Genomic DNA, 24205 nt, shown 5'->3' on the forward strand with positions numbered 1-24205 from the left:
CCTCTTTTTCAAAAAAAGAGAGATTTCACACAAACGGGCAATCGACTTATAGTGCAGCCCATACATGCTGTTTCAAGACGATTTGTTGCACCATTTTTGGGTCAAGATCATATTCATTGGAGACGATTCGCGTCACTTTTGATTTCACGTCTGGGTCGTCTGGATCCTGTTTCGTATATTGTTCCTGCCATAACGCCCAGATTTGAATCTCTTTTTCCGCCAGTTTCGTCGACCACTCTTTCTCGCGAAGCTGCCAGCCGAACGTCATTTCGTCCGTTTGACCAGGGTCGACCCAGTCCGCAAGTGCATAGTCGCCTTCAGGAGCGAATACGGCTTCACCGAGTGGTGGTTCTGTCCCGATATAGGCGGCGTCATCATAAAATCGTAACAAGGCGGCTTGGAATTGGTCGGACTGTTGCACGTCCTCGACGACGTCATAGCTAATGGATTGAAGTTCATCCGTACTTGGTTCACCATGCACGACGACATCATATTCATATCGAGTGACATCGTCTTCTACAACGGGTGAACGCTTTTCAATTGTGTATATTTCCTCGGAAATAGAGACTTGTTCCGACTTTAATTGCGTAGTGGGCGTCGACTCGTTTGGCCAAAACCAGATGGCACAGCCAAGTGGAACGAGAAACACGAGCAGTCGGCGAAACGCGTATACCCATCTTGCTTTTCTTTTTTTCTTCAATCCAAAAACACTCCTTCAATATGTAACAACCCCCAAGAATAGGGGTTATGTTCGGTCTAGACGAACGAGATCAGCGTCTGGATGATTCTGACCACGAACGAGGGCACTCAGGATGTGAGAGCCGAGCATACTGTACACCGTCCCATTTCCCCCATATCCGAGCAAGTAAAACAAATTCGGTCGATTTGGGTGCTCTCCAATGAACGGGAGTTGGTCCACCGATTCTCCAAACAAGGCGACCCAGGCATAATCGACTTCAAGGTCATACATCGGGAAGAGTTCTGCAATTTTCTCCTTCACTCGTTCAGCCCGGTCGTTCATGAGTGCCTCATCGTGAGGCGTCTCTGCCTTGTCTTCGTCGAGACCACCAGCGATAATCCGACCGTCCGGAGTCGTACGTAAATATAGGTATGGTCGTTTCGTCTCCCAAATGAGTGCGCGTCCTTCCCATTCGCTGAACTCTGCAATCGGATTCGTTGCGATGGCGTATGAACGGTTCAAATCGATCCGATGAGAATCAAGTAGGGGAGCAGGACCGTAACCTGTCGCAAAAATGACTTTGTTTGCTTTGAATGTACCGTTTGAAGTGAGGACAATCCATCCTTCGCCGTCTGAAACGACTTCATCTACCGATGTTTCTTCAAAAATCGGGACGTTTTGTTTCGATAAGTGACGAATGATTTGACGACTGAGCGTGAGCGGATTGACTTCGGCATCACCTTTTGTGATCAAGGCCGCCGGTTTGTCGAATGGGAAACGTTCACGCAATGCATCGCGATCGAGCCATTCCACTTCAAAACCATGCTTCGAAAGCATCTCATACTCAAGTTTCAATTTGGCAACATCAGCATCTTCACTCGCAAAGCAGAGGCTATCCCGTCGAATATAAATATCGGCTGCCCCGACATCTTCCGCTACTTGATCAAGTGATTCGACGGCATCGAGACAGAGACGATAGAAGCGTACTGCCGCGTCTTCTCCGATTTTTTCGGCGAGTTCATGTAACATAATGTCATTTGAATATTGAATAAGACCGGTGTTGGCTGACGTGCTGCCTGTTCCGACTTTTCGTCCGTCGAGCACCGCGAAATCCACACCATCCTGTTGCAACGTGTAAGCTGTCAGCGTTCCAGACATTCCGGCTCCGATGACGAGCACGTCATACTGCTCTTTTTTCTCAGGTTGTTGCAACACCACGTCATCTGATTCGGTCGTTGGCCAATATAAATCTCCGTTATACAATTCCATCGGTTTCATCCTCCATGATTCAGCATCTTCCTTTTTATCCCCGCTTTAAGGGAGCTGAAACCAAAAAAACGCAGACGATGTGTCTGCGTTTCAACATGTTATTTCTTGATGATGATCGATGAAGGGGAAGCACCTTTCGCATACGTGATGCGCTGGACATTTTTCGCCCCGCGAATCTCGGCAAGGTTTTTTCCGTCAACGATCACTTCTTTCACTGTTGCGCCTTTGAAGTCGATGATGGCACCGGCTTCTTTCGGTTTCACTTGAACGACGACATTTTTCAACGCATCACCCGTCAATTCCGTGTACGCGCCACGGACAAAGATTCCGTTTTTAAAGTTTGTTCCTTTTCCAATCGTCACACCGATAAAGTCCTCTTGAAGGACGAGGCGAGCGGCTGGATGATTTTCTACCGTGTAACGCGTCAATTCCACTTCAGGTTCTGGAGTGAAGTCGATTTGTGCGAGAACCGGATCATGGTCACTCGCGCGACCTGACATCTCGGTGAAGTCCGCATTGACGTGAATCATGTCAATCTTCGTAGAAGCGGCCAAGCGGTTCGACACGAGGATGTGGTCGAGTACTTGTGAGTTTCCTTGATAGACATATGAGTAGCGGTCAACAGCAGGGACTTTCTCGACCATGTTCGTCATCAAGTCACCTTTAAAGATCTGAAGCGCATCCGAGAATTCGAAATCGTTAAAGTCTCCGAGTGCGACAACGTTCGCTTCCGGGTTTTTCGTCTTCACGTCCGCCACGAAGTTGTGGACGACTTGTGCAATCTTCTTACGTTGTACTTCACTTCCGAGTACGACCGGCTGTTGTGAACCGAAGAATCCAGTGTCGCCGCCTTTTGAGTTCCAGTGGTTCGCGATGACAATCACGTTCTCACCTTGGAAATCAAATTGAGCTGCCAACGGTTTACGTGAGCGATTGAACGCTTCGTTCGTCGGGTCGATGCGTCCCGGGTTGTGCGTCAACTTCCCGTCAACGTATCCGACTGCCGTCGTCGCGTCACCAGCAGGCATTCCATCCGTCAACGATACACGCGCAGGGTCATACAAGAAACCGACACGGATGTTGGCATCCGGTGCACCACCGTCTTGGTTGTTCTCAGGGTCGATGTTGACGTACTTATACGTTTTCCCGCCGACAGCGACGATGTTGTCGATCAAGCGTTGATAGCTTTGATCAGCGGCAGAACCCGCACCTTTGTCTTGTCCATCGTTATCCTGTACTTCTGTTACGCCGATGATGTCAGGGCTGTTCAATTCATTGACGAATGCTTTTGCCAATTTGAGCGCCTTCTCATCTGATGTTTCTTTAATGTTGTTCGAGAAGTTTTCTAAGTTGTAAGACGCAATCGTCAATTGATCTTCTTCTGCTTCGATGAACGTCTTCTCACGCTGCGCATCCCCTTTGACGAAGGCAGCTTTCATGTCTTCGAGTGACGCTTGAATCTTGTAGTTTCCGAATGAGTAACCGACGACACCGACAATTGGCCCGTTGAAACGGTCGCCTGTCGCCACATCGAAGTCACGCGCTTCTGCGTTCGGTTCGAGACGGAATTGAATGCGTTCCGGGTTTGCGTCGTTCTTTTTCAATAAGACACCACCATTGTAAGTCTCCGTTGGTGTATCTTCGAGCACGGTCACGAGGTCACCGTACTCTTGTGGTCCGACCGATTTCAAGTTGTTCGTTTGAACGCGCATGCCTTCGAGGCTTTCCCAGAAGTCAATCGCGTCCTTCTCCGGGTTGAAGACGGCGAGGTTATCACTATCGATAAACTCTGTCGGTAGATTTGAAGCATCGATTGTAATCGGAGTCGGGAGTGTCACACCGCTCGCGACGACTTCGACTTTTCCGTTACGTGTATCGATTTGCGTCATCTTCATGTCCGTCTGTTGGCGATCGCTATATCCTTCAATCGCGTATTCGCTCACTTTCCCGTTCACCTTGACGAGGTCACCGACTTGAATACCAACGATTGAACGTCCGCCGTAAAGGACGATCCCTTCAGATGTGCGTGCATCGTTGTCGGCTTCAGCATCCGGTGTCTGGATGAAGTAATACGTCGTCCCGCTCGAGACGAACGTAGACGTGACGATTCCTTCGACGCCCTCAACCGTCTGTCCGTTCATCGGAGCCGTATGGTTTGCTCCTTGGATGTCGTGAATGCGAATCTTATCTGTGATCTTATATGAGAACGTCGAGACCGCACTGAACGTGTCGCCTGTTTTGACGACCGTCTTCAGCGTCGTCGAGTTTTCGATTCGAATCGAACCTTCGTAACGATTCCCGTTCTCTTTCGGATCAGATTCATCGAGTGTATAGAAAATTTCGGCGTCTGCCGTCGACGTTGAGAGCGTGACGTCTTGCGGTCCGACAAACGTGCCGGCACCTGGTTTTGCGACGGCCGGGCGAAGGACTGACGTATCGATGACCGTGTCCGATGGGTCACGCGGGATGATTTGATAAGCATCGTCAAACTGTTGAACGATTCCTGTGATAGATGAATAGTTCACGTCCGTCTGCAAATCGAGGATGCCCCGCTCGTCACGGACGATGAACTCTTTCGTTCCGTCCGTTGCCGTCAAGTTTTGACCGCTCCCTGTGAGCGTGACATTGTTGACGGTTACGAGTTCTGATTCGACGTCTTCATTGACTTGTTCTCCCGTTACTACTTGTGCAGTAGGAAGCGTCGCTGCTTGTTTCGAGACGACGACCGCGCTGTTCAATTGAAGGAGTTCACGATACGAACCGACGACGCCTGTGACGACGACTTCATCTCCAACGTTGACCGCAAGGGACGTCGGACGGATGGAAAGACCACCTGTCGCATCTTGAATCGAGATCGTGTTCGCGAGTTTTCCAGTGACGACTCCTTTTACAGTGACCGTCTCATTTTCTGCTTTTGTCCGTGCGTCTGCGATTGAAATCGGTGTGACCGGTGCAGGTGGTTCTGTCGTACCGCCATCGCCGTACTCGACGCCTTGGAACGTATGCACCCCGAGGTTATCGAATGAGTCTTGTGGTGTCGATGTCCATTCGACGGCAGGATCGAAAGCATCGCTTCCGTCACTGTCGCCACGCGTGACCGTATCTTTTCGGATGAGTGACTGGTCGGCAGTCGCGACGGTCGTTCCCCATTTCGTACCTGGGTCGACACCGAGTTGACCGAAGACGTCGAGAACAGTGTCTCCTTTTTTCAAGACAATCGTGTCATCTCCGTTGAAATTCGTCACAGCGCTCGTCGTATTCGATTTCGCTTTCAATGCGTCCGACGCACTACCGTTCACGATGACATATGTAGCTCCTGGTGCGAGCGTTCCCGTCAAATTCAATGTGTTTCCAGCAGTCGTGCCACCGTTTGAATAGAGTTCAATCTTGTAGGCAGAAAGGTCGATTGTCGCGTTCGTTCCGTTAAACAACTCGATGGCTTTATTATTGCTTGACCCTTCTACATACTCTGATATGAAGAGGTCTGAAGCATTCAACGTCTCAGCATGTACATTTGCCGCGATCGGCGTCATGCTACTGACGATGAGTCCTGCCGATAAAGCGAGGCCAGTGACTGCCTTAAATGATTGTGTTGGTTTCCCCATGTGTAAGTCTCCCTTGGATGTAATTGTGTGATTCGATTTCCCCATTGTGCACCATCATAAATTGAGTATAAATACCCCTCCTTTTTATCAAAAAACAAAATGATAACGCTTACATTACTTTCCTTTTAACGAATCACTTGAAAAATTATTCGTGTATTGTCAAAAATGACAAACACATTTCCCAAGTTTTTAACTACATGTTAAACATAACCAAGCAGACGTCAGAACTCAATCCACTAAATACGAAGTTATGATTACAGTTTGATGACAAGGTAAACGAAACATGAAGAACTTGACGGTTGGGTCGATAACTTTTACACTCTTCTAATACGAATTAATTGTATCGGTTAAGTGTGAATTAAAAAGGAGGCAGTAATGAGAGCGATCAACTATCCAGTCATTCCTGGAGCAGGCGCATTTTATTATGAAGGAAACGAAATTGGTATTTTGCTTTGTCACGGATTCAATGGAACGCCTCAGAGTGTGCAAGACGTCGGAATCGAACTGATGAAACAAGGCTTTACGGTGTATGCTCCGCGTTTAAAAGGACACGGGACAGACCCGGAAGATTTTCGATGTTCGACTCATCGATGTTGGTATAAGAGTGTGGTTGAAGGTATCGACCGATTACGTGAATCGTGTCGGACGGTCATCGTCGTCGGTCAATCAATGGGCGGGACGCTAGCGCTCAAAGCTGCGCTGGAAGAAAAGGCAGATGCCATCGTCACAATCAATGCAGCCTTGTCCGTACCTGGGTATGCGTGTCATGCGTCAGATACCGAGTGTCGATTCATCGATGAAGACGCGCCCGACATTCTAGCAGAGGATGTATACGAGATTGTCTACGACCGCGTGCCAACAAAGGCGATTCGGGAATTGCTGGCGTTAATTGACGAGGTACGCCCGCACGTCGGGTCGGTTGATGTGCCGACATATGTCATCCATTCGGCAGTCGACAACGTCGTGCCACCGACCGATTCGATTTGGTTGTTCGATCAATTGCAAGGTACAAAAGAATATGCGGTGCTCCCGAACTCGTATCACGTCGCGACGATGGACAATGATTGGAAACACTTATCGAAGCTCATCGCTACTTTTTGTGAACAAGTTGGGACGCTTCATTCAAATGCAGTGTAAACTGCATTTTTTTATGAGTTGATTATTTGCAAACGCTTGCACTAGTGCTATGGTAGATGTGAATCATACCTTATTGTAGGAGGCACGTGCCGTATGGAGACGTTGTTCAGCCAAACGAAACAGACAGAGATGAGTCGTGTATGGTGGAAAGAGGCGATTGCCTATCAAATCTATCCACGAAGTTTTAAAGATTCGAACGGGGATGGAATCGGAGATTTACGTGGAATCATCGAAAAACTCGATTACTTAGAAGACCTTGGCATTGATGTGATTTGGATTTGTCCGATGTATAAATCGCCAAACGATGACAACGGATACGATATTAGTGACTATCAAGACATTATGGAAGAGTTCGGGACGATGGAAGATTTCGATGCGCTATTAGAGGCCGTACATGCACGTGGCATGAAACTGTTGCTCGACCTCGTCGTCAATCATACATCGGATGAACATCCGTGGTTCCTCGAGTCGAAAAGCTCTAAAGATAATCCGAAACGGGATTGGTACATTTGGCGAGACGGAAAAGATGGTGCGCCACCGAGCAACTGGGCGAGTATCTTTGGCGGCTCTGCTTGGGAATACGATCAACAGACCGATCAATATTACTTACACGTCTTCTCGAAGAAGCAACCAGATCTGAACTGGGAGAACCGTGAAGTTCGGACGGCTATCTATGACATGATCAACTGGTGGCTCGATAAAGGGGTGGACGGATTCCGTGTCGATGCGATCAGTCACATTAAAAAGATGCCAACGGAAACGATGCTCCCATCGCCGGACGGCAAACCGGTCGTCACGGCGTTCTCGATGTACTCGAACATCGACGGCATTCATGACTATCTTCAAGAGATGAAACGGGAAACATTCTCGAAATACGATATTATGACGGTTGGTGAAACGAACGGGATAGAGCCGGAAGCAGCGGATCTTTGGATGGGTCCAGAAAACGGTGCAATGAATATGGCGTTTCATTTTGACCATGTCGATATTATGCGGCGGTCACGTCTGGCCCCACTCGATGTTGTCGAGTTGAAACGAATCTTCGATAAGTGGCAACAAGGTTTACGTGAAACGGGTTGGAACGCGCTATATATTGAAAACCATGACATGGTGCGTGCGGTCTCGCTCGTTGGGGATGAGCATCATTATTGGCGGGAGAGTGCGACCGCGCTCGCGATGATGTACTTCTTTATGCACGGGACACCGTTTATTTACCAGGGACAAGAGATTGGGATGAAGAACGTACCGCTTCCATCCATCCATGATTACGATGACGTCGCGACGAAGAATGAATACTTCGAACGGATTGCGAACGGGATGAGTGAAGTCGACTCGATGCAGCAAGTATGGGGCACATCCCGTGATAACGTGCGAACGCCGATTCAATGGGATGCGTCACCGCATGCCGGCTTCTCGACGACAACCCCATGGATGCCGATTCACGAAGAGTATGAGACACTCAACGTCGAGGCACAGCAAAACGATCAGCACTCGATTCTCTCGTTCTACAAGGAAATGATTCGTCTTCGCCGGGCCGAAGATACGTTTACGTACGGTCGTTATCGTGATGTCTTGCCAGAGCATAAGCAGGCTTTCGTCTATGAACGTACATTTGAGAACAATCGATTCTTCGTGGTCGTCAACTTGACCGCGAATCCGGCAGAAGTAACCATCCCGGAGATTGCGGGTGCGACGCTTGTCATGACGAATGAAATCGATCCGGAGACGATTGATACCGAGACATTCATGCTACGACCATTTGCAGCGCGATTATATCGTTTATGATAGAGGGGTACCTTCCTAGGGAGGTACCTCTTTTGAATGAGGGGTGAGGTGAGGATGCATACGATTGAATTTTCGAATGGGAATGATTCTGTATACGTCGTGATCGAAAGTGCCACTCGTGAACGATTAACCTTAAAAATTGAGGAAAGCTGGATTGTAACATCCGTGACAGCATATCTCAGTTTTGCGGAAGCGTTCTCGGAAGCTTTTCATGCTCTTCAAGGAACAGCGACACTTCGCGATATAGACGGAAACGAGGTTATTGATGTCATCTTCTCACATCGGGGAGTCCGTATTGTGCTCCATGATCCGCTTCCGGAGAAGACGCTGCAAACCGATCAAAGTTATATGACGGAACCGATGCGACAAATCGGGATCTGGAATAGGCTGTGACAAATAAGGGAAAAGAGCATATGATAGAGATTGACTAAATGGAAAGGGGTGTCGGGTATGGATGGAACGAAACGTGCTGACATTCGCCCAGGGCTCCATGTCCAAATCGTTTTGAAACAAGATCAACGAAGCGGGAAGCTGACGAAAGGCGTCGTTCAAGATATATTGACGAACTCGCCACGTCATCCGCACGGAATCAAAGTGCGTTTGAGCGATGGACAGGTCGGTCGTGTGAAAGTGATCGAAGCTGGAGGTGAGTAAGATGAGTGAGAAAAAACTATCTTTTCAAGAAGCGATGAAACAAAAGCTGGCAGAAAAGAAACAGAACCAGACAAAGGTTCCGACGGGTTTACATGGTACAAAACAAAAACCGTTGACGAGCCAATTGACGAAAAAACCAAATAACCAGAAGAAACGTACTGGTATTTAAAAAGCAGTCGCTTGAAGGAGCGACTGCTTTTTTTGATTCATTAATCGTGTAACGTATTTTCGAAATAACCGTTGTTGAATTGATCGAGAAGTTGTTGGTAATACTTCATTTGGTCTACGTTCTTATTAACTAAAGCTGTTTCTGCGCCGGAAAGTAATTCGCCAACTGTCAAACCAGTGGATATTCCGCTGTCTTTGTAAACAAGCTCGAGACCAAGAAGAGATGGATCATTCAATAACACGTTGATTTTCGCTGCTGTTAATTGCATAATCAATCGTTTTTCTTCAGTCATTGATTTTGGAGAACTTGTCATCAATGCAGCTAAGGCTTGTTGTCCTTCAAGTGTGCTGACGTCATAAGCAATTCCTTGAATATAGACGATTGAGCCGTACTCGAACGTTACTTTCTTGTAATTGAAGATGTTTTTCCAGAAACCGATTGTATAGACTCCATAATCGAACTCTGGTGGGGGTGGCGTACATTCTTCAACGGTTAATGTCACATAGCGTACCCAAGGGTTACCCGTACCTGGGTCACCAGGGTAAGCAGTCTCTGTATCTCCATTGACGATTGTATCTAGGTGAAGAAAAACGTTAAATTGGAAACCGTTTGATTTTAATACACTTTCGTCTACACCAAGATAACTTGCTAATGAAGCATAAGGTATTAGTAGATGTGTCGGATCGACAAGCGATGATGTTTTAAATTCGTATGCACCGGGACTTCCGCGTTCAAGTGATTCGCTTGTCAATCGAAAATCAATTTTGATGTTTTCAGGCACATCAGCTAATGTCACACCGTCATTTAGATCGATGACAATTTTTAGACCGTCTGCGACAAATTCAAAATCGACGACTCCGATTGGGATGTTCTGTCCTGCATAGATGGTTGAATCAGAGGTCGTAGATACACACCATTGTGTCTCCGTTCCTACGGTCGCTTCTGCTACGTTTCCTTTCATAGGCAACAATGACAACACGAAGGCCAATACAACGAACCAGGACAACCACTTCCGATGCCTTTTCATGATGGATTCCTTCTTTCCTCTAGATGACTTTTCATGGTGAACAGAAGGTGACAGCTATAGTTAGTTAATACCCGTTAATCAAAAGATTTATAGATTAAATGCGGAAAAACAGGTTGATAAAAGGGTAGAAGTGATTGATTTAATCCTCAAAAATAATGAAATTTAATTTTGAAATGTGTCTAATTAATCATGATTTAATATTTCTAAACATTTTTATGTAAGCGCTTTAAGTGCTTATAAATAAGGAATCTTGCTTAAAACATGTGAAAAAATAGTGAAATCACCTATAAAAAAATTATTGATAATTGTCAGAATCTTTGTATAATTCAGAACTAAGACATCATAAAAATTCTCAACTTCAGATTCACACAACAGGGAGGAACTTATTCATGGAAGCGATTCAAGGTTTGTTACAGGGAAGCGTCGACTTTTTGAACAACATTTTATGGTCGTACGTATTGATCGCCGTGCTCGTCGGAGCCGGGATCTACTTCACGGTCAGAACACGATTTATGCAGTTCCGTTACTTAAAAGAAATGTTCCGGACGATTACAGATAAATCGGACGTGACGCCAGCAAAAGATGGAAAGAGTATCACACCAATGAAATCATTCTTCATCGGTGCTGCGACTCGTATCGGTACAGGTAACCTTGCAGGGGTTACGGTAGCCGTCACACTCGGTGGACCGGGAGCGGTCTTCTGGATGTGGATCGTTGCCCTTCTCGGTGGAGCAACAGCCATGATTGAAAGTACATTGGCTCAAGTATACAAAGTGAAAGACGATGTTGCGTACCGTGGTGGTCCGGCTTACTACATCGAAAAAGGATTGAACAACCGTGCACTCGGAATCGTATTCGCGGTTCTCATCGCCGTCACATTTGGTCTCATCTTCAACTCAGTTCAATCGAACACAATCGCTGCAGCATTCGATAACGCGTTCGGCGTCGATGCAGTCATCGGTGGAGCAGTCTTAGTCGTCCTTACTGGTCTCGTCATCTTTGGTGGTGTACAACGTGTCGCGAACTTCTCGGCAATCGTCGTACCTGTCATGGCTGTCTTGTACCTTGCAATCGCACTCTACGTTGTTGTTGTAAACTTCGCTGAACTTCCAGCTGTGTTCGCGATGATCTTCCAAAGCGCATTCGGTTTAGACGAAGCGGTCGGTGGTTCAATCGGTGCTGCAATCTCAATGGGTGTCCGTCGTGGACTCTTCTCGAACGAAGCTGGTATGGGTTCTGCACCAAACGCAGCAGCTGCTGCTGAAGTATCGCACCCAGCGAAACAAGGTTTCCTTCAAGCTCTCGGTGTATTCTTGGATACGTTGATTGTTTGTACGGCAACTGCAGCAATCATCCTTCTCTCAGACAGCTATGCTTCAGGGAACGGTGAAGGGATCGTCCTTCTTCAAAACGCTTTGACAGAACAAATCGGTGCACTTGCTCCAGCATTCATTGCTATCAGCGTCTTCTTGTTCGCATTCAGCTCAATCGCAGGAAGCTACTACTACGGTGAAACGAACATCGAATTCATCAAGAAGAGCAAAGGTGCAGTCCTCGGATTCCGTCTCGCAACAATGGCATTCGTCTTCATCGGAGCGGTCGCAAGCCTCGGATTCGTATGGAGCCTCGCTGACCTCTTCATGGCAGGAATGACATTGATCAACATCGCGGCCATCACATTGCTCGGTGGCGTTGCCTTCAAAGTTCTTAAAGACTACGAAGAGCAACGTGCTCAAGGTCTCAACCCACGCTTCTCTGCTCGTAAACTCGGCATCGAGAACACAGAGTGCTGGGACGTGGAAGAAGACGAAGTGGCACAAGGTTCTGTTCAAGCAGCCGCTGCGGACTCTTCAAAATCATAATTCGTAAAATGCAACAAACAGGGACCCTGCTAATCGGGGTCCCTGTCTTTTTATGCGCGTTGACGCATCGGTTTGACGGCTTGATCCGTCTCCGATTTATTCAAATATAAGTAACTTCCGGCAATGAACAACGCACCACCGACAATATTACCGAGTGTAGCGAAGAACAGATTGTAAAGGGCACCACTGAAGTTAATAAAGTCCGACGGTACATAGTGAAGCGCAAGCGCGAAAACGCCCATGTTCGCAATCGAGTGCTCGAACCCGGCAGCAAAGAATACGACGACTGGAATCATCGTCAGCATAATCTTCGCGACGTCGTTATTTGTTTTGAGCGGCATGAAGATGGCCAAACAGACGAGCACGTTGCATAGGATGCCTTTCAGGAAAATCGCGAGGGCATCTCCACCGATTTTTTTCGCGGCGACGACGGAGAGTAAATGATCACCTGTCACTTCGCCCATACTGTGAGCGCCGATGACGAGTAAGGACAGGATGAGGGCACCAATCAAGTTACCGAACCAACTGAGTCCCCATATTTTTGCTAAGTCTAACCAGGCGACACGACCTCGTTTTGCCCCGGTGTAGAGATACATCGTGTTACTCGTAAACAGTTCTCCCCCCATCCAGACGATGAAAACGAGCGCGACCGAGAAGCTGGCACCGGCGATGAGCATCGTTCCTGGCACGTCGATAAACATGTTTCCGACCGTGAACGAGAAGACGACCCCGATCCCAATCAAAAAACCAGCGATAATCGAACGTAACATGTATTGCGAAAATGATTGCTGAAGCAATGACGATTTTTTAAATGCGGCTTCTTCCATATAGTCGATGACTTGTTTTTCCATAAGAAGACCTCCTTTAGACATTTTCAGTCTAGGAGGTTGCCATAAAGTTTGCAATTGTTTTCACAAACTTTCAAGAAGTTCTCACGAAACCGTTCACATCGTTGCCACGAGTTCAACTTTGATGCGGTCTGGGTCTTCAAAAAACAGTGCTGTATAGTTCGGACCCCCTGCGTGAGGGAAGCGGTTACCATACAATTCACGAAAACCGTGTGACGTGAGTTGCTGTCGGATTTCTTCTAGTTGTGCGAGCGATGAGGCATGAAACGCCAAGTGATTGAGTCCGGTCTTTTTTCGATGGTAGGACGGAGTGAGGTGGTCTTCCTCTGTCTGAACGAACACGAGATATGTATCGCCGTAACGATAGCTTCGACCTTCTGGCCACGATTGGTAGAGCGTGTACGCTAGCTGGTCACAGAGAAGCCATTCCCAAGCGCGTATACTGTCATCTAGGTTGGATACGTATAGTTCGACATGGTGAAGCATGAGAATCATCCTTTCGATGGACGTTTGAAATTGCTCCATTCGGTATAATTGAACTATACAACGAATGGGGGAGGAAGCATATGGATCGGACAGGGCTCGTCTCGAATATTTTGATTGCCGGGAAAACTGGCGTCGGAAAGAGTGCGTTCATCAATTATATATATGGACATGACGTCGCCGAATCGCGTGCCGGAAGTCCGGTCACTGCAGAAGGGCTTCATGAGTACGAGTATTACGATTTAGAACGGGGGATCTTGTTTCGGTTCTTTGATACGTGGGGGCTCGAGGCAGACCGTTCCGAAGAGTGGCATCAAGCCATCCTATCCATCGTTCATCAGCGCGAAGGGGCGCTCGATATCGCAGAATGGTTTCACACCATCTATTACTTGTTGTCCGTGCAGTCAGGACGTGTCGAGGCATACGAGCTTGAGGCGATTTTAAAGCCGTTATATGAACGGGGGAGCAACGTCACCCTCATTCTGACCAACTTCAATGAAGAAGACCCGATGAGTGTGCAGAAGGCAGAAGCGATGGAACGGGTATTGTTACGTGAACTGCCAATCGATGAAGGGGACATCATTCGTGTCAACAGTGTCGAGAAGAAGTTACTGACCGGGAAACGTGTTCCGGTAAGAGGCTACGAAGACGTATGGAAACGGAATCGGACGAACCTTTGGAAAGACATCGAACGAAAACTTCCCATCAATCTGACGAATCATCTTTTAGAAGAGTTGGAAGATTGGAGGATTCGAAGTATCGATTCGGCAGAAAAAATCCGTATGCTCACCCCACAGGCGATGATCAGTTGGAAAGCCCGTCACATTGAAAAGGATCTAGAGAAAACACTCGAGCAGGCGGCCGTGACGACAGAAGATGCGATGGCAGAAGGGGTACGTCACTATATCCAACTCATGCAACGGTACCCATTAGTCGGTGAACAAGCAGACCATCTATTTAGAACGAGACGAGTCGAACTCGGATTTGACTATTCGTTCGGAAAAACGGTCCGAAAGATGGTTCTCGGCATGATTCCTGGGGTGCATTTCATTTACTGGGCATTCAAGCGCCGAACAGCAGAACGAGGCATCAAAAAGGCCATCGATCAACAATACACATCTGTGAAACAAACGATTGAAGAAGAGATTCGACGTGGCTTTGAGCGCGAGATGCGTCAACTTGGACAGACGCTCAACTCATAAAGGGGGAAACGAGAATGGAATCGACAAAGCGGTTTGATTTTAAAGACTATGATTTGAAAGCAGAACTTGAGCGACTTCGTGGAAATGTAAAAAAACCAAACATCCTCATCGCAGGGGCGACGGGCGCGGGGAAAAGTTCGGTCGTGAACCATGTGTTCGGTCGGGATTTGACAAAGGTGGCGGCAGGGGAGCCCGTCACTCGGGGAATCCATCAATATAAGAGTGACGATATCGCGGTCACGTTGTTTGATAGCGAAGGGTACGAGATCGGGAGTGCACGCCAACAACATTACGAGGAAGAAGTCATCGGGTTTGTGGAGAACGCAAAGCAACAAGAAGCATCCGAACGAATCCATCTCGTTTGGTACACAATCAACGCCGCGACAAAACGTGTCACGCCACTCGACAAGGCGCTCATTCGTCGTCTTCGTGAATCGACTGCTGTCGCTGTCTTATTTACACAAATCGATCAGGTCGATTTAGATGAACTGACAGCATTGCGAAATGAACTGGATGGGGTCGTATCGGAGGAATCCGTGTTTCAGGTCAGTATCGCCTCGGAAATACTGAACGATGAAACGTTACGACAGGTTGTCGATTGGGAACGATTGATTGTATGGTCGGTTGAACAGCTAGACGCTTCTTTGCAGGAAGGACTCCTGATGGAGATTCAAGCAGAGAGTGAGACGATGCTCAAGTTGAAACGGAAGAAGGCCAATCGAATCATTTCAGGGTATGTGGCGAGCGCAGGAACGGCCGCTGCAGTCCCGCTTCCGTTTGCAGATGCCGTGGCCTTGACACCGATTCAAGTGACGATGAGCGTCCATCTGTTTCGCTATTGGGGCGTGAAGGCGAGTGATGATTTACTGAAGACGCTCATTGGAAGCACGATTATCCCACAAATCGGACGTACGTTATCGAAAACGATTCTATTGAATGTCATGAAGTTCTTCCCGGGAGCGAATGCGGCAGCCGGTGTCATCAATGCGACAGTTGCCTCAGGGATCACGTGGGCGATCGGACTCGCCATCAACGAAATTGCCTATCGAAATGCGATGGACTCCTCAAAAACAATCGAGCAGTTGTTGAATCAAGAGTTCGGTTCGTTGTTTGAACAGTTCTTGAAACAAAATCCGAAGTCGAATCAACCATCCTGACGACTCCCTTTTGTTAGACTACAAGTAATCGTAGAGAGGGGGAGAAAGATGAAAAAACGAATCTATATTACGCGACGCTTGCCGGAAGAAGCGGTCGCGCCGCTTCGTGAACACTATGACGTGCGTATGTGGGAACATGAAGGGCAGAGTGTTCCTCGTGAGGTGCTTCTAGAAGAAGTCTCATCTGCGCATGCGCTCTGGACGATGCTTAGTGACACGATTGACCATGAAGTGCTTGAGCGTGCACCGCATTTAGAGGTCGTTTCCAACTTGGCTGTCGGCTATAACAACATCGACTTGAAGGCAGCGAAAGAGAAGGGTGTCATCGTGACCAATACACCGGACGTCTTGACGGAAACGACAGCGGACTTGACGTTTGGACTCATGATGATGACGGCGCGACGTCTCGGTGAAGCCGAGCGTGATTTACGTGCCGGTGAGTGGAAGTCGTGGCTTCCGATGGGGTATGTCGGCATGGATCTCTATCAAGCAAAGCTTGGCATCATCGGGATGGGACGAATCGGTGAAGCGGTCGCACGACGAGCGCGAGGGTTTGACATGGACGTCCTATATCATAATCGGACGCGTCGTCACGAGTCGGAGTCGATGTATGGCTTCACCTATGCGGAGCTCGATGAACTGTTGACGCAATCTGATTTCGTCGTCGTTCTCGCGCCGCTCACGGACGAGACGCGTGGAATGCTTGGGGCCGAGGAGTTTGCCAAGATGAAAGAAACGGCGATTTTCATCAACGTGGCTCGTGGAGAAATCATCGATGAACAGGCGTTGTATGAGGCGCTCAAGGCGAAAAAGATTTGGGGTGCTGGGCTCGACGTGTTCACGAAAGAACCGGTCGACCTAGATCATCCGCTATTGACGCTTCCGAACGTGACGACACTACCGCATATCGGGAGTGCCTCAATTCGGACACGTCTGGCGATGATGGCGTTGAATCGAGACGCCATCGTGAACGTGCTTGAAGGAAAAGAACCGAAGAATCGTTTGACATAACAAAGAGCCTGACGCGCGCGTCAGGCTCTTCTTACAATTAAAAGCGTCGGATGTTATCTGGGTCTTCGACGTCATTTCGATACGCACGATCATCGAGACCACGTAGTTTTTCTTCTCGGTCAGGTTTCTTCGTTTCTTCATCTAGTTTATCTTGCTCCGGATCTACCGGATGACTTGGATCGACGGTCTGGGCCTCGTGATATGGTTTCGAGTCGATTTCCAAACCATCGTCCGTGTGATTCCCGAGATGGGTAGATGATGCGTCTTGATACGGTTTCGCGTCGACCGTCACCCCATCTTGATGGCGACGCTCAAAGTCTTCATCGACATAGACAAGAATCTTACCGGCTTCAACGTCGTCATAGTGACGTTTTACTTCCTCTTCGCTGAGTCCCATGTTTCGTAAGCCGGCATGAACATCTTCATGACCACTCAAGAAGGCGCGAACTTTATCGAACCAACTTGCATGGTGTGCAGCTTCTGTATGAACATCCGTGTCCCGTCTCAAAATCGATACGTTGTCTTCATGTTTTGTGACGACATAAATGTGTGAGTCTTCGTACCCTTTTGCCCGCAACTCTTCGATTTTTCCAAGCGCCGCGTCTTGTGTATCGTGCATACTGATGAATCGTTTCTCGTTCATAGTAGTTCCTCCTTATAGTCGTCGATGGTCTTCTAAGCCAGAATGTCCACGAACGATCGGGTCATCCTTTGTCCCTTTTGGTTCCTCGTCATGATCATTGAACGGCTTTGCATCAAACGCGATCCCATCTGCCGTTTCCCCTTTGTCATGATCGAGTTCACTATCTTTTTTGTACATGTTCGGATAGCGATCATAAGAATGACGATCGACATAGAGTAAGATTTGACCTTCGTCGATGGCATCATAATACTCCTCTGCCTCGGCGTCGCTGAGCCCCATGTTGCGAAGTTCATCGCGGATACGGTCACTTCCATGTAGGAATGCTTTCACGCGATCGAGCAAATTTACGTCTCGAACTCCAGCCTCGGCGTTTACATCCGTATGGTCACGCAATGCGGAGATTTCCCCATCTCGCTTGGCAACGACATGCATATTCTTTTCGGCTTCCCCTGCAGCCCTCAACTCGTCTACTTTATGCATGACTTCCTGTTCCGTTTGAAACAGACCAATCATTTTACGTTCTGACATCGAATACCCCCTTAAATTTGGCCAACCTTCAATTAGCGTCACAATAGGAGTAATTTCCGTTCTATCCGCAATTGAAACAAAAAACGCCATCTCCTGATAGGAGCGGCGCAGATTAATAATAAAGCATGAGCGTGTCGTCACCGAGTGAACAACGTGTACTCTTCCAGACGAACTCAATCAACGTCCAAATGGCCATAAAGCCACTGATCGCCAACAAAATGAGCGCATAAAGTGGAGTCAATTGAATGATGAACGACCAACCAAGTGTCATGAGGAGCGGTTGAATCAAAAAGATGGACGTGACATAGACGACCACGATGAGTAAAGCGAAGGCGATCCGTCGTCCGAGTGTATGAATGTGGTGCCGAAAACGGGTCAATATACCAAAGATCGCACCGGTCACGAGGACAGGTAACAGGAAGGCTAGATAGTCGATTGGATATGTCGAAATCGGTGCAGTGAACAACCGTCCGCTGAACACATCGTCGATGACGAGCAGTAAGTTGGCGTATGAAAATGCCAAAATCATACCGAGCAACCAGCCGAATCGGTTCCAAATTGTACGTGATGATTTGAGTGCCTCGATTTTTGTATAGGCGAGGAAAGCAAGATCTCGAACTTCAATCTCTTTCAATGAGAGTTTGGCTTCGTCTAGTTGATTGACCGCCCAATCGAAATCTCGATTCGCTTGAGCTTTTTCATGAGGTTTTAATTCATCCGAGGCATCGATCAAGACGTGGTAGCGACGGCGATATTCTTCATTTGTTTCTGGTTGTTCGATGAGGAAACGAGCGTACTCATGCGGATCTTGGTTTAAGAGACTGTCTAACGACTGTCCACTTTTCTCCGCATGGCGGATATAGCCGGCGAGAGCCAGCAAGAGACGGTCTGCTTCCGCCTCATTTCCAAGTAGTTCAATCAGGCGCTTGCGCACCTCGTTGAAAAACTGTTGGACGTTCGGGTCATGAATCATATTCGGTTCCAGGGAGATTCCTCTCCTTTCTTGATTTGTCATGGTCACGCAGGTGGTTCGTCATTATGAGAAAGTTTAAGCGACTCGAAATCACCTTGTTCGATGCTTCGAATCAAAATCTCGCTTCCTCCCATATTTGTCGAAAGCGGGATGGAATAAACGTCACAAAGACGCATCAATGCGCTCACGTCTGGTTCGTGAGGTTGGGCAGTCAGTGGGTCTCGGAAGAAGATGATCATATCCATCTCACCACGTGCGACGGCAGCTCCAATTTCTTGGTCTCCTCCAAGCGGTCCTGAGCGGAAACAATGCACCGGTAAACCGGTCGCTTCCGCAATCCGTTTACCGGTTGTACCAGTTGCGAACAATTGATGTTTTTCTAGAATATGTGCATACGTTTTAATAAGAACAATCAAATCGTCTTTCTTTTTGTCGTGAGCCACTAAAGCGATGTTCATTTTAATTCCTCCTAAAATGACTTCTCATGTTATTCGTATCATATCTCGCGGGATTTGACACGATTTCTCTCTTAACTTACGTACCCATTTCCATTGAATCGTAATAGTGATGCGAAAGAGTTGTCATGTGCATGAGGTTTGATGATTTTGAAATATAGGTATTTAATAAGTAGCACTGTTAAGGAAAAGCAATCATTTCATAAAAAAAGGAGGAGGATTCGATGAACAATACAACGTATAACTTCAATTCGTTCATGTCATGGCTACCAGAGCTTTTGCTGGCAATTGTTATTCTCGTAGTCGGTTATATCTTGGCGAAAGTATTGGAAAACGTGACACGAAAAGCATTGAAGAAGGCACGACTCGATGAGCGGGCCGGTATCAAAAAAGAGGGGGAAAAAGGAGATAAGTGGACACCTGAACGCATTATTGCAAAAGTGGTGTTCTTTGGGGTGTTACTTCTCGCATTCCTAATTATCTTTGAATTCATGAATGTCCCTGCAATCACAGAGCCATTCAGTCAGATTTATGAAGGATTCTCTGGATTGATTATCGGTGTCATTAAAGCAGGTCTGATTTTACTCGTTGCGTGGGTCATCGCTACCCTTTTGAAAAAAGGGATTCAAATGGCGGGACATCGCTTGAACTTAAGCAAGTTGATGGAAAAGACGGGACAAGAATCGACAAGTGTCAACCAAACGAAATGGGTCGATACGGTCGCGAATATCGTCTTCTATCTCGTTCTCTTATTGGCGTTACCGGCTGTACTTGACGCACTTGGACTTCGTGGGGTCAGCGGACCATTCGAAGACTTGTTGAACAGTTTCCTTGGATTCATTCCGAAACTTGTCGCAGCGGCGCTCATCTTCGCAATCGGTTATGTCGTCGCGAAGATTGTACGTGATATTTTGACGAAGTTCCTTGAAGCAGCAGGATTAGATCGATTGGCAGAGCGATTCCACCTTTCTGATTATGTGAAGGGATCGAGTCTTGCGAAAGCGATCGGTACAATTGTCTTCATCTTCATCATGATTCCGGTCACGATTTCGGCACTTGAAGCGCTTGATATTCGAGGCATCTCGGAACCAGCGATTGCGATGCTTAATGATGTCCTTGTCATGATTCCAGACATCCTTGTCGCAATCGTCCTCGTCCTCGTTGGTGTATTCGTGGCAAGATGGTTAAAAGGTGTCGTTGTATCGCTCCTTGAAAACCTTGGCGTCAATTCATTGGCTCATAAAATGGGCTTCGGGGAACGAGCATCTTCGATGTCGATCGCCCAAGTGGTCGGTGTCGTTGTACAAGTGATCGTCATCTTACTCTTCGTATCTGAAGCACTTCAGGTGGCGAATCTCGAGTTCATGGCGTCTCTCGCCACTGCGATTTTCGCTTACTTGCCAATGGTGATTGCGGCACTCATCATCTTGGCAGTTGGCTTCTGGTTAGCTAATATGGCAGAACGTTTGGTCGGAAGTGTTCTTGTCGATGGAGCAGGACAACCGAGCGCGCTTCGCTACGTAGCGAAATATGCGATTCTCGGACTCGTCTTCTTCATGGCCATCAGTCAGCTCGGCATCGCACCGATGATTGTCAATACGGCCTTCCTCCTCATTCTTGGAGCCGTTGCTCTTGCCTTCGGTCTTGCTTTCGGTCTTGGCGGTCGCGAGACGGCAGCACGCTACTTGAAAAAAGCGGAGCACCGTATTGATGAGACGGAAGTTTCAAAAGAAGGACTTGAGAAAGAAAAGGAACAGATGAGTCGCGAAGCGGAAGCTGCGAAACAACAAGCTAAACAAGGTGTTGAGCAGTCGAAGCAGGAAGCGGAACAATCGAAGAACGAAGTGAAGCGAGATGTTCATGATTCAACAGGCGATCACGTAGACGGACCAGAACCAAATCCGTTCCACGAAAACATCACTCCGGATCAAGACAATCGTTCACTAGACGACAACGATGGCCCGTTACGCCCTTAAATGATTCTTTTACGGATCTCCCATGTGGAGATCCGTTTTTTGTGTTCAACGAAAGCATTCATTTGGTCGATAGTAAAAGAAAAGAGTCTAGGAGTGAAGGAATGTTTGAACGATTTCAACGAACGCTCGTAATCAACTATGTCATCGGCTCAGGATTGGCCGTTTTTGGAGTAGGCGGAGTCTTCATTTTTCAGACGCTTGAGTTATCAGTTCGTGAAATCGGACTGCTTCTGACCATTATGTTCGGTTCGGGAATGATCATGATTACGTCAGAACTTCTATTGTATCGTAAACATATTCGACCGATCCGGCGATTTTTTGCAACTGAGTCTCCGACGATACAAGAACTGACGGCGGCGTTCGAACAAGCGAGTCGCTTCCCAACTTTAACAGTACAGCGAATTTTGGGTCCTCATTTATTTGGACTATCCATTCCGTCAATCACTTTGACGACACTCTGTATTTATCAAGGTTGGATTGATTTACCGTATCGTTTGATTGGTCTCGCCGCCATCGGTGCCGTCATGATTGCCGTGTTACATGCGTTGATTGAGTACTTTTTGACGGTGCGGTCGGTGGAACCGCTACTCGTGTATATGAAAGAAAGGCACCTTGAACTGTATCATCAGCCTATCCATGCAACATATCGGTCATTCAGTGTCCGAACTAAATTATTGATCAGCATGCTCATTACGGGTGTCTTTCCCATCATGCTGTTTATGTTGGCCTCGAGCGTTCAATTGTCGACCTCGACTCGGACGGATACATATTGGAATTGGGCGTTCGTGATTCTTGTCATTATCGTTGGGATTGCAGTGTTATGTAGTTTCTTACTCTATGACAATATCAAACGTCCGATTGGGCTCTTGACGTCAGGCATCGAGCAGATGGAATCAGGACGACTCCAAAAAATCGAAAACCCCTATTTAGATGAGTTCGCTCAATTGATTGGGGGCTTCAACCAAATGGTCGAGACGGTGAACGCTCGGGAACAAGAGAATGCGCAACTGCTGGACAGCCTCTTCATCTTATTCGCGGCAACCCTCGATGCACGTGACCCTTATACTGCCGGTCATTCAGAACGTGTGGCGATGTACTCGGTAGAACTTGCCCGTGCGCTTCATTTGCCAAAGGAACAAATCGATTTACTCAATAAATCTGCACTTCTTCACGACATCGGAAAAATCGGGATTCGTGATGATGTCTTGCTGAAGGAAGGGAAGTTGACAGACGAAGAGTTTTCAAAGATTCAGGAACATCCGACGATTGGCATTCATATATTGAGTCAAATTCATTTACCGGCATCCCTTCAACCGATTTTGGCTGGGGTTCGGTCGCACCATGAACGAATCGATGGAAAAGGGTATCCGGACCGCTTGAGTGAGGTCGACATTCCGTTGTTCGGAAGAATCATGGCGATTGCCGATGCTTATGACGCCATGACGTCTGATCGGCCTTATCGCTCTGGGATGCCTGTGGAAAAGGCACTCTCTATTTTAGAGAGCGGTCGTGGCACGCAATGGGACGCCGAATTTGTAGACGTATTCGTAAGGCTTCGTCGACAAGCGATATCTGCATAAAAAAGGAGCGCACCTTGTGTGCGGCTCCTTTTAGGATAGGCTTTGGAATGCGTACACACCGAATACGGCTCCGATGACGACAACGACGAGATTGACCCGAAGTAGCGCAAGCGTCGTAGCAACCACTCCTCCGAACAAGGCGGACGTCGTAGTGGTCGTCGAAGACAAGACTCCCGGAAAAATCAGACTAGCCAAGACCGCATACGGGATGAAGGAAAGAAATCGTTTCATATATGCCGGTAACGCCAATTCCTTTAACCAGAGTAACGGGACGAGGCGAGGGAGGTACGTGACAAGCGCCAACCCTAGGACGAGCAAAAATAAGGACATCATGAGATCTCATCCTCCTTAAATAGAAAAGCACCGATTCCGGCTGCGACAACAGTCGCGATGATGATTCGGATTCCGTCCGAGATTGGAAAGAGCGGCGTGATGATCCAATGAAGCATCGCTTGCATGACGATGGCGAAACTCGCAACAACGAAGACAGGTCGAGTCGTCAAGGACGGGACGAGTAACCCGATGAACATCGCATATAGCGCAATGCCCATGCTCGCCTGTAACGTGCCGGGAAGACCGAAAGCGAGAAAGACACCAATCCAAGTACCGATGTTCCAAGCGAGAAAGGCAATCGTATTCAATCCGAGAACGAACAGACCAGAACGTGCCTCTTTTCGGGTGGATGCGATACTGAACGTTTCATCGGTCACACCGAACGCAATGGCAGCCAGTAGTTTTCTAGATGTACTCTCAATCCGTTGGGATAGCGAGGCGGACATTAAAAAATGACGAGAGTTTAGAATGAACGTCGTCAGAATGATTTCCCAATACATCGAACCGGTCATCAGCAATTGTACGGTGATGAACTGACTAGCCCCTGCAAAGATAAAAAACGACATGGATAACGTGATTGCGTTTGGCAAATCAAACGATTTTGCCAAAAGACCGAAGGCGATGGCAATCGGAATATATCCAATGGCAACAGGAATACCTGCTCGAAGTCCCGCACGGAATGTCGACTGTTGTGAAGACGGGGATGTGGATTGAACTGAAGTCGCCATGACAGCCCTCCTTGATGATCAAGATGATTTCTATGTCATTCGGGATGAATGGACGGTTTCCTGCTGAAACGATGAAAAAGAGGGTATACATGTATCGTTAA

The 24205-nt window shown here is 47.6% G+C and carries 23 protein-coding genes; 11 read left to right on the plus strand and 12 right to left on the minus strand.

The window, feature by feature from the left end; translation table 11 throughout:
- Window positions 1-46: 46 nt before the first annotated feature.
- The 3 genes from KNP04_RS11070 to KNP04_RS11080 form a co-directional block, all read right to left on the minus strand.
- Window positions 47-700, minus strand: coding sequence for a hypothetical protein (locus KNP04_RS11070; protein ID WP_214876073.1), 654 nt, complete (start codon window positions 698-700; stop codon window positions 47-49).
- A gap of 45 nt (window positions 701-745) precedes the next feature.
- Window positions 746-1948 carry an NAD(P)/FAD-dependent oxidoreductase gene (locus tag KNP04_RS11075; RefSeq protein ID WP_214876075.1) on the minus strand — a complete coding sequence of 401 codons (1203 nt, stop codon included), beginning with the start codon at window positions 1946-1948 and terminating at the stop codon, window positions 746-748.
- Window positions 1949-2046: 98 nt separating this feature from the next.
- A complete protein-coding gene (locus KNP04_RS11080; RefSeq protein ID WP_214876077.1) occupies window positions 2047-5553 on the minus strand; it encodes a lamin tail domain-containing protein in 3507 nt (1168 codons plus the stop codon).
- Window positions 5554-5928: 375 nt separating this feature from the next.
- On the opposite strand from KNP04_RS11080, the gene KNP04_RS11085 reads away from it, so the two are divergent.
- The 5 genes from KNP04_RS11085 to KNP04_RS11105 all read left to right on the plus strand — a co-directional run bounded on the left by KNP04_RS11085 (window position 5929) and on the right by KNP04_RS11105 (window position 9298).
- Entirely contained in the window at window positions 5929-6690 is a 762-nt protein-coding gene (locus tag KNP04_RS11085) for an alpha/beta hydrolase (RefSeq protein WP_214876080.1), read from the plus strand.
- A gap of 129 nt (window positions 6691-6819) precedes the next feature.
- Window positions 6820-8475, plus strand: a complete 1656-nt coding sequence (locus KNP04_RS11090; protein ID WP_214876417.1) for a glycoside hydrolase family 13 protein — start codon at window positions 6820-6822, stop codon at window positions 8473-8475.
- 54 nt (window positions 8476-8529) lie between these two features.
- Window positions 8530-8868, plus strand: coding sequence for a hypothetical protein (locus KNP04_RS11095; protein WP_214876083.1), 339 nt, complete (start codon window positions 8530-8532; stop codon window positions 8866-8868).
- Between the two features lie 57 nt (window positions 8869-8925).
- Entirely contained in the window at window positions 8926-9129 is a 204-nt protein-coding gene (locus tag KNP04_RS11100) for a YwbE family protein (protein ID WP_015880320.1), read from the plus strand.
- 1 nt (window position 9130) lies between these two features.
- Window positions 9131-9298, plus strand: coding sequence for a hypothetical protein (locus tag KNP04_RS11105; protein ID WP_015880321.1), 168 nt, complete (start codon window positions 9131-9133; stop codon window positions 9296-9298).
- A gap of 40 nt (window positions 9299-9338) precedes the next feature.
- Here the strand turns inward: KNP04_RS11105 and KNP04_RS11110 are convergent, their stop codons facing one another.
- On the minus strand, window positions 9339-10325 hold the full coding sequence (locus KNP04_RS11110) for a hypothetical protein (protein WP_214876086.1): 987 nt from the start codon (window positions 10323-10325) through the stop codon (window positions 9339-9341).
- Window positions 10326-10714: 389 nt separating this feature from the next.
- Here KNP04_RS11110 and KNP04_RS11115 point away from each other — a divergent pair, with 389 nt between their 5' ends.
- The gene (locus KNP04_RS11115; RefSeq protein ID WP_214876089.1) at window positions 10715-12187 is read left to right on the plus strand and encodes an alanine/glycine:cation symporter family protein; all 1473 of its coding nucleotides are present in this window, start codon (window positions 10715-10717) and stop codon (window positions 12185-12187) included.
- A gap of 50 nt (window positions 12188-12237) precedes the next feature.
- On the opposite strand, the gene KNP04_RS11120 is transcribed toward KNP04_RS11115, so the two are convergent.
- Window positions 12238-13038: a formate/nitrite transporter family protein gene (locus tag KNP04_RS11120; protein ID WP_214876091.1), complete on the minus strand. Its 801-nt coding sequence runs from the start codon at window positions 13036-13038 to the stop codon at window positions 12238-12240.
- 93 nt (window positions 13039-13131) lie between these two features.
- Window positions 13132-13521, minus strand: a complete 390-nt coding sequence (locus KNP04_RS11125) for a VOC family protein (protein ID WP_214876105.1) — start codon at window positions 13519-13521, stop codon at window positions 13132-13134.
- Window positions 13522-13601: 80 nt separating this feature from the next.
- Here KNP04_RS11125 and KNP04_RS11130 point away from each other — a divergent pair, with 80 nt between their 5' ends.
- From KNP04_RS11130 to KNP04_RS11140, 3 genes are read left to right on the plus strand one after another with little or no spacing between them, the layout of a single operon-like run.
- Window positions 13602-14720, plus strand: coding sequence for a GTPase (locus KNP04_RS11130; RefSeq protein ID WP_214695657.1), 1119 nt, complete (start codon window positions 13602-13604; stop codon window positions 14718-14720).
- 14 nt (window positions 14721-14734) lie between these two features.
- Window positions 14735-15877, plus strand: coding sequence for a YcjF family protein (locus tag KNP04_RS11135; protein ID WP_214695659.1), 1143 nt, complete (start codon window positions 14735-14737; stop codon window positions 15875-15877).
- Window positions 15878-15925: 48 nt separating this feature from the next.
- Window positions 15926-16888: a 2-hydroxyacid dehydrogenase gene (locus tag KNP04_RS11140; protein WP_214876108.1), complete on the plus strand. Its 963-nt coding sequence runs from the start codon at window positions 15926-15928 to the stop codon at window positions 16886-16888.
- Window positions 16889-16925: 37 nt separating this feature from the next.
- Here KNP04_RS11140 and KNP04_RS11145 read toward each other — a convergent pair whose 3' ends face one another.
- The 4 genes from KNP04_RS11145 to KNP04_RS11160 all read right to left on the minus strand — a co-directional run bounded on the left by KNP04_RS11145 (window position 16926) and on the right by KNP04_RS11160 (window position 19490).
- Window positions 16926-17531, minus strand: coding sequence for a YflT domain-containing protein (locus tag KNP04_RS11145; protein ID WP_214876110.1), 606 nt, complete (start codon window positions 17529-17531; stop codon window positions 16926-16928).
- 12 nt (window positions 17532-17543) lie between these two features.
- Window positions 17544-18059, minus strand: a complete 516-nt coding sequence (locus tag KNP04_RS11150) for a YflT domain-containing protein (protein WP_214876113.1) — start codon at window positions 18057-18059, stop codon at window positions 17544-17546.
- A gap of 112 nt (window positions 18060-18171) precedes the next feature.
- Window positions 18172-19032: a hypothetical protein gene (locus KNP04_RS11155; protein WP_214876115.1), complete on the minus strand. Its 861-nt coding sequence runs from the start codon at window positions 19030-19032 to the stop codon at window positions 18172-18174.
- Between the two features lie 44 nt (window positions 19033-19076).
- On the minus strand, window positions 19077-19490 hold the full coding sequence (locus KNP04_RS11160; protein ID WP_026824646.1) for a methylglyoxal synthase: 414 nt from the start codon (window positions 19488-19490) through the stop codon (window positions 19077-19079).
- Window positions 19491-19711: 221 nt separating this feature from the next.
- Between KNP04_RS11160 and KNP04_RS11165 the strand changes: the two genes are divergently transcribed.
- The gene (locus KNP04_RS11165; protein ID WP_214876117.1) at window positions 19712-21463 is read left to right on the plus strand and encodes a mechanosensitive ion channel; all 1752 of its coding nucleotides are present in this window, start codon (window positions 19712-19714) and stop codon (window positions 21461-21463) included.
- 101 nt (window positions 21464-21564) lie between these two features.
- Window positions 21565-23043, plus strand: a complete 1479-nt coding sequence (locus KNP04_RS11170; protein WP_214876120.1) for an HD-GYP domain-containing protein — start codon at window positions 21565-21567, stop codon at window positions 23041-23043.
- A gap of 30 nt (window positions 23044-23073) precedes the next feature.
- Here KNP04_RS11170 and KNP04_RS11175 read toward each other — a convergent pair whose 3' ends face one another.
- Complete coding sequence (locus tag KNP04_RS11175) at window positions 23074-23376, minus strand: AzlD domain-containing protein (RefSeq protein ID WP_214876123.1); 303 nt, start codon at window positions 23374-23376, stop codon at window positions 23074-23076.
- Window positions 23373-24104 (minus strand): AzlC family ABC transporter permease, encoded by a 732-nt coding sequence (locus tag KNP04_RS11180; RefSeq protein WP_214876126.1) that lies wholly within the window; start codon window positions 24102-24104, stop codon window positions 23373-23375. The genes KNP04_RS11175 and KNP04_RS11180 overlap by 4 nt, the downstream gene beginning before the upstream one ends.
- Window positions 24105-24205: the final 101 nt, after the last annotated feature.

This window comes from Exiguobacterium sp. CH10 (assembly GCF_018617635.1).
In the GTDB taxonomy this organism is placed as follows: Bacteria; Bacillota; Bacilli; order Exiguobacteriales; family Exiguobacteriaceae; genus Exiguobacterium; species Exiguobacterium aestuarii_A.

Coding starts and splice junctions, on each gene's coding strand:
- KNP04_RS11155 (WP_214876115.1), bottom strand. CDS start 19,032: ATGATTCATGACCCGAACGTCCAACAGTTTTTCAACGAGGTGCGCAAG.
- KNP04_RS11075 (WP_214876075.1), bottom strand. CDS start 1,948: ATGGAATTGTATAACGGAGATTTATATTGGCCAACGACCGAATCAGAT.
- KNP04_RS11145 (WP_214876110.1), bottom strand. CDS start 17,531: ATGAACGAGAAACGATTCATCAGTATGCACGATACACAAGACGCGGCG.
- KNP04_RS11115 (WP_214876089.1), top strand. CDS start 10,715: ATGGAAGCGATTCAAGGTTTGTTACAGGGAAGCGTCGACTTTTTGAAC.
- KNP04_RS11150 (WP_214876113.1), bottom strand. CDS start 18,059: ATGTCAGAACGTAAAATGATTGGTCTGTTTCAAACGGAACAGGAAGTC.
- KNP04_RS11165 (WP_214876117.1), top strand. CDS start 19,712: ATGAACAATACAACGTATAACTTCAATTCGTTCATGTCATGGCTACCA.
- KNP04_RS11080 (WP_214876077.1), bottom strand. CDS start 5,553: ATGGGGAAACCAACACAATCATTTAAGGCAGTCACTGGCCTCGCTTTA.
- KNP04_RS11180 (WP_214876126.1), bottom strand. CDS start 24,104: ATGGCGACTTCAGTTCAATCCACATCCCCGTCTTCACAACAGTCGACA.
- KNP04_RS11110 (WP_214876086.1), bottom strand. CDS start 10,325: ATGAAAAGGCATCGGAAGTGGTTGTCCTGGTTCGTTGTATTGGCCTTC.
- KNP04_RS11170 (WP_214876120.1), top strand. CDS start 21,565: ATGTTTGAACGATTTCAACGAACGCTCGTAATCAACTATGTCATCGGC.
- KNP04_RS11085 (WP_214876080.1), top strand. CDS start 5,929: ATGAGAGCGATCAACTATCCAGTCATTCCTGGAGCAGGCGCATTTTAT.
- KNP04_RS11135 (WP_214695659.1), top strand. CDS start 14,735: ATGGAATCGACAAAGCGGTTTGATTTTAAAGACTATGATTTGAAAGCA.
- KNP04_RS11130 (WP_214695657.1), top strand. CDS start 13,602: ATGGATCGGACAGGGCTCGTCTCGAATATTTTGATTGCCGGGAAAACT.
- KNP04_RS11100 (WP_015880320.1), top strand. CDS start 8,926: ATGGATGGAACGAAACGTGCTGACATTCGCCCAGGGCTCCATGTCCAA.
- KNP04_RS11105 (WP_015880321.1), top strand. CDS start 9,131: ATGAGTGAGAAAAAACTATCTTTTCAAGAAGCGATGAAACAAAAGCTG.
- KNP04_RS11095 (WP_214876083.1), top strand. CDS start 8,530: ATGCATACGATTGAATTTTCGAATGGGAATGATTCTGTATACGTCGTG.
- KNP04_RS11160 (WP_026824646.1), bottom strand. CDS start 19,490: ATGAACATCGCTTTAGTGGCTCACGACAAAAAGAAAGACGATTTGATT.
- KNP04_RS11140 (WP_214876108.1), top strand. CDS start 15,926: ATGAAAAAACGAATCTATATTACGCGACGCTTGCCGGAAGAAGCGGTC.
- KNP04_RS11175 (WP_214876123.1), bottom strand. CDS start 23,376: ATGATGTCCTTATTTTTGCTCGTCCTAGGGTTGGCGCTTGTCACGTAC.
- KNP04_RS11120 (WP_214876091.1), bottom strand. CDS start 13,038: ATGGAAAAACAAGTCATCGACTATATGGAAGAAGCCGCATTTAAAAAA.
- KNP04_RS11125 (WP_214876105.1), bottom strand. CDS start 13,521: ATGCTTCACCATGTCGAACTATACGTATCCAACCTAGATGACAGTATA.
- KNP04_RS11090 (WP_214876417.1), top strand. CDS start 6,820: ATGAGTCGTGTATGGTGGAAAGAGGCGATTGCCTATCAAATCTATCCA.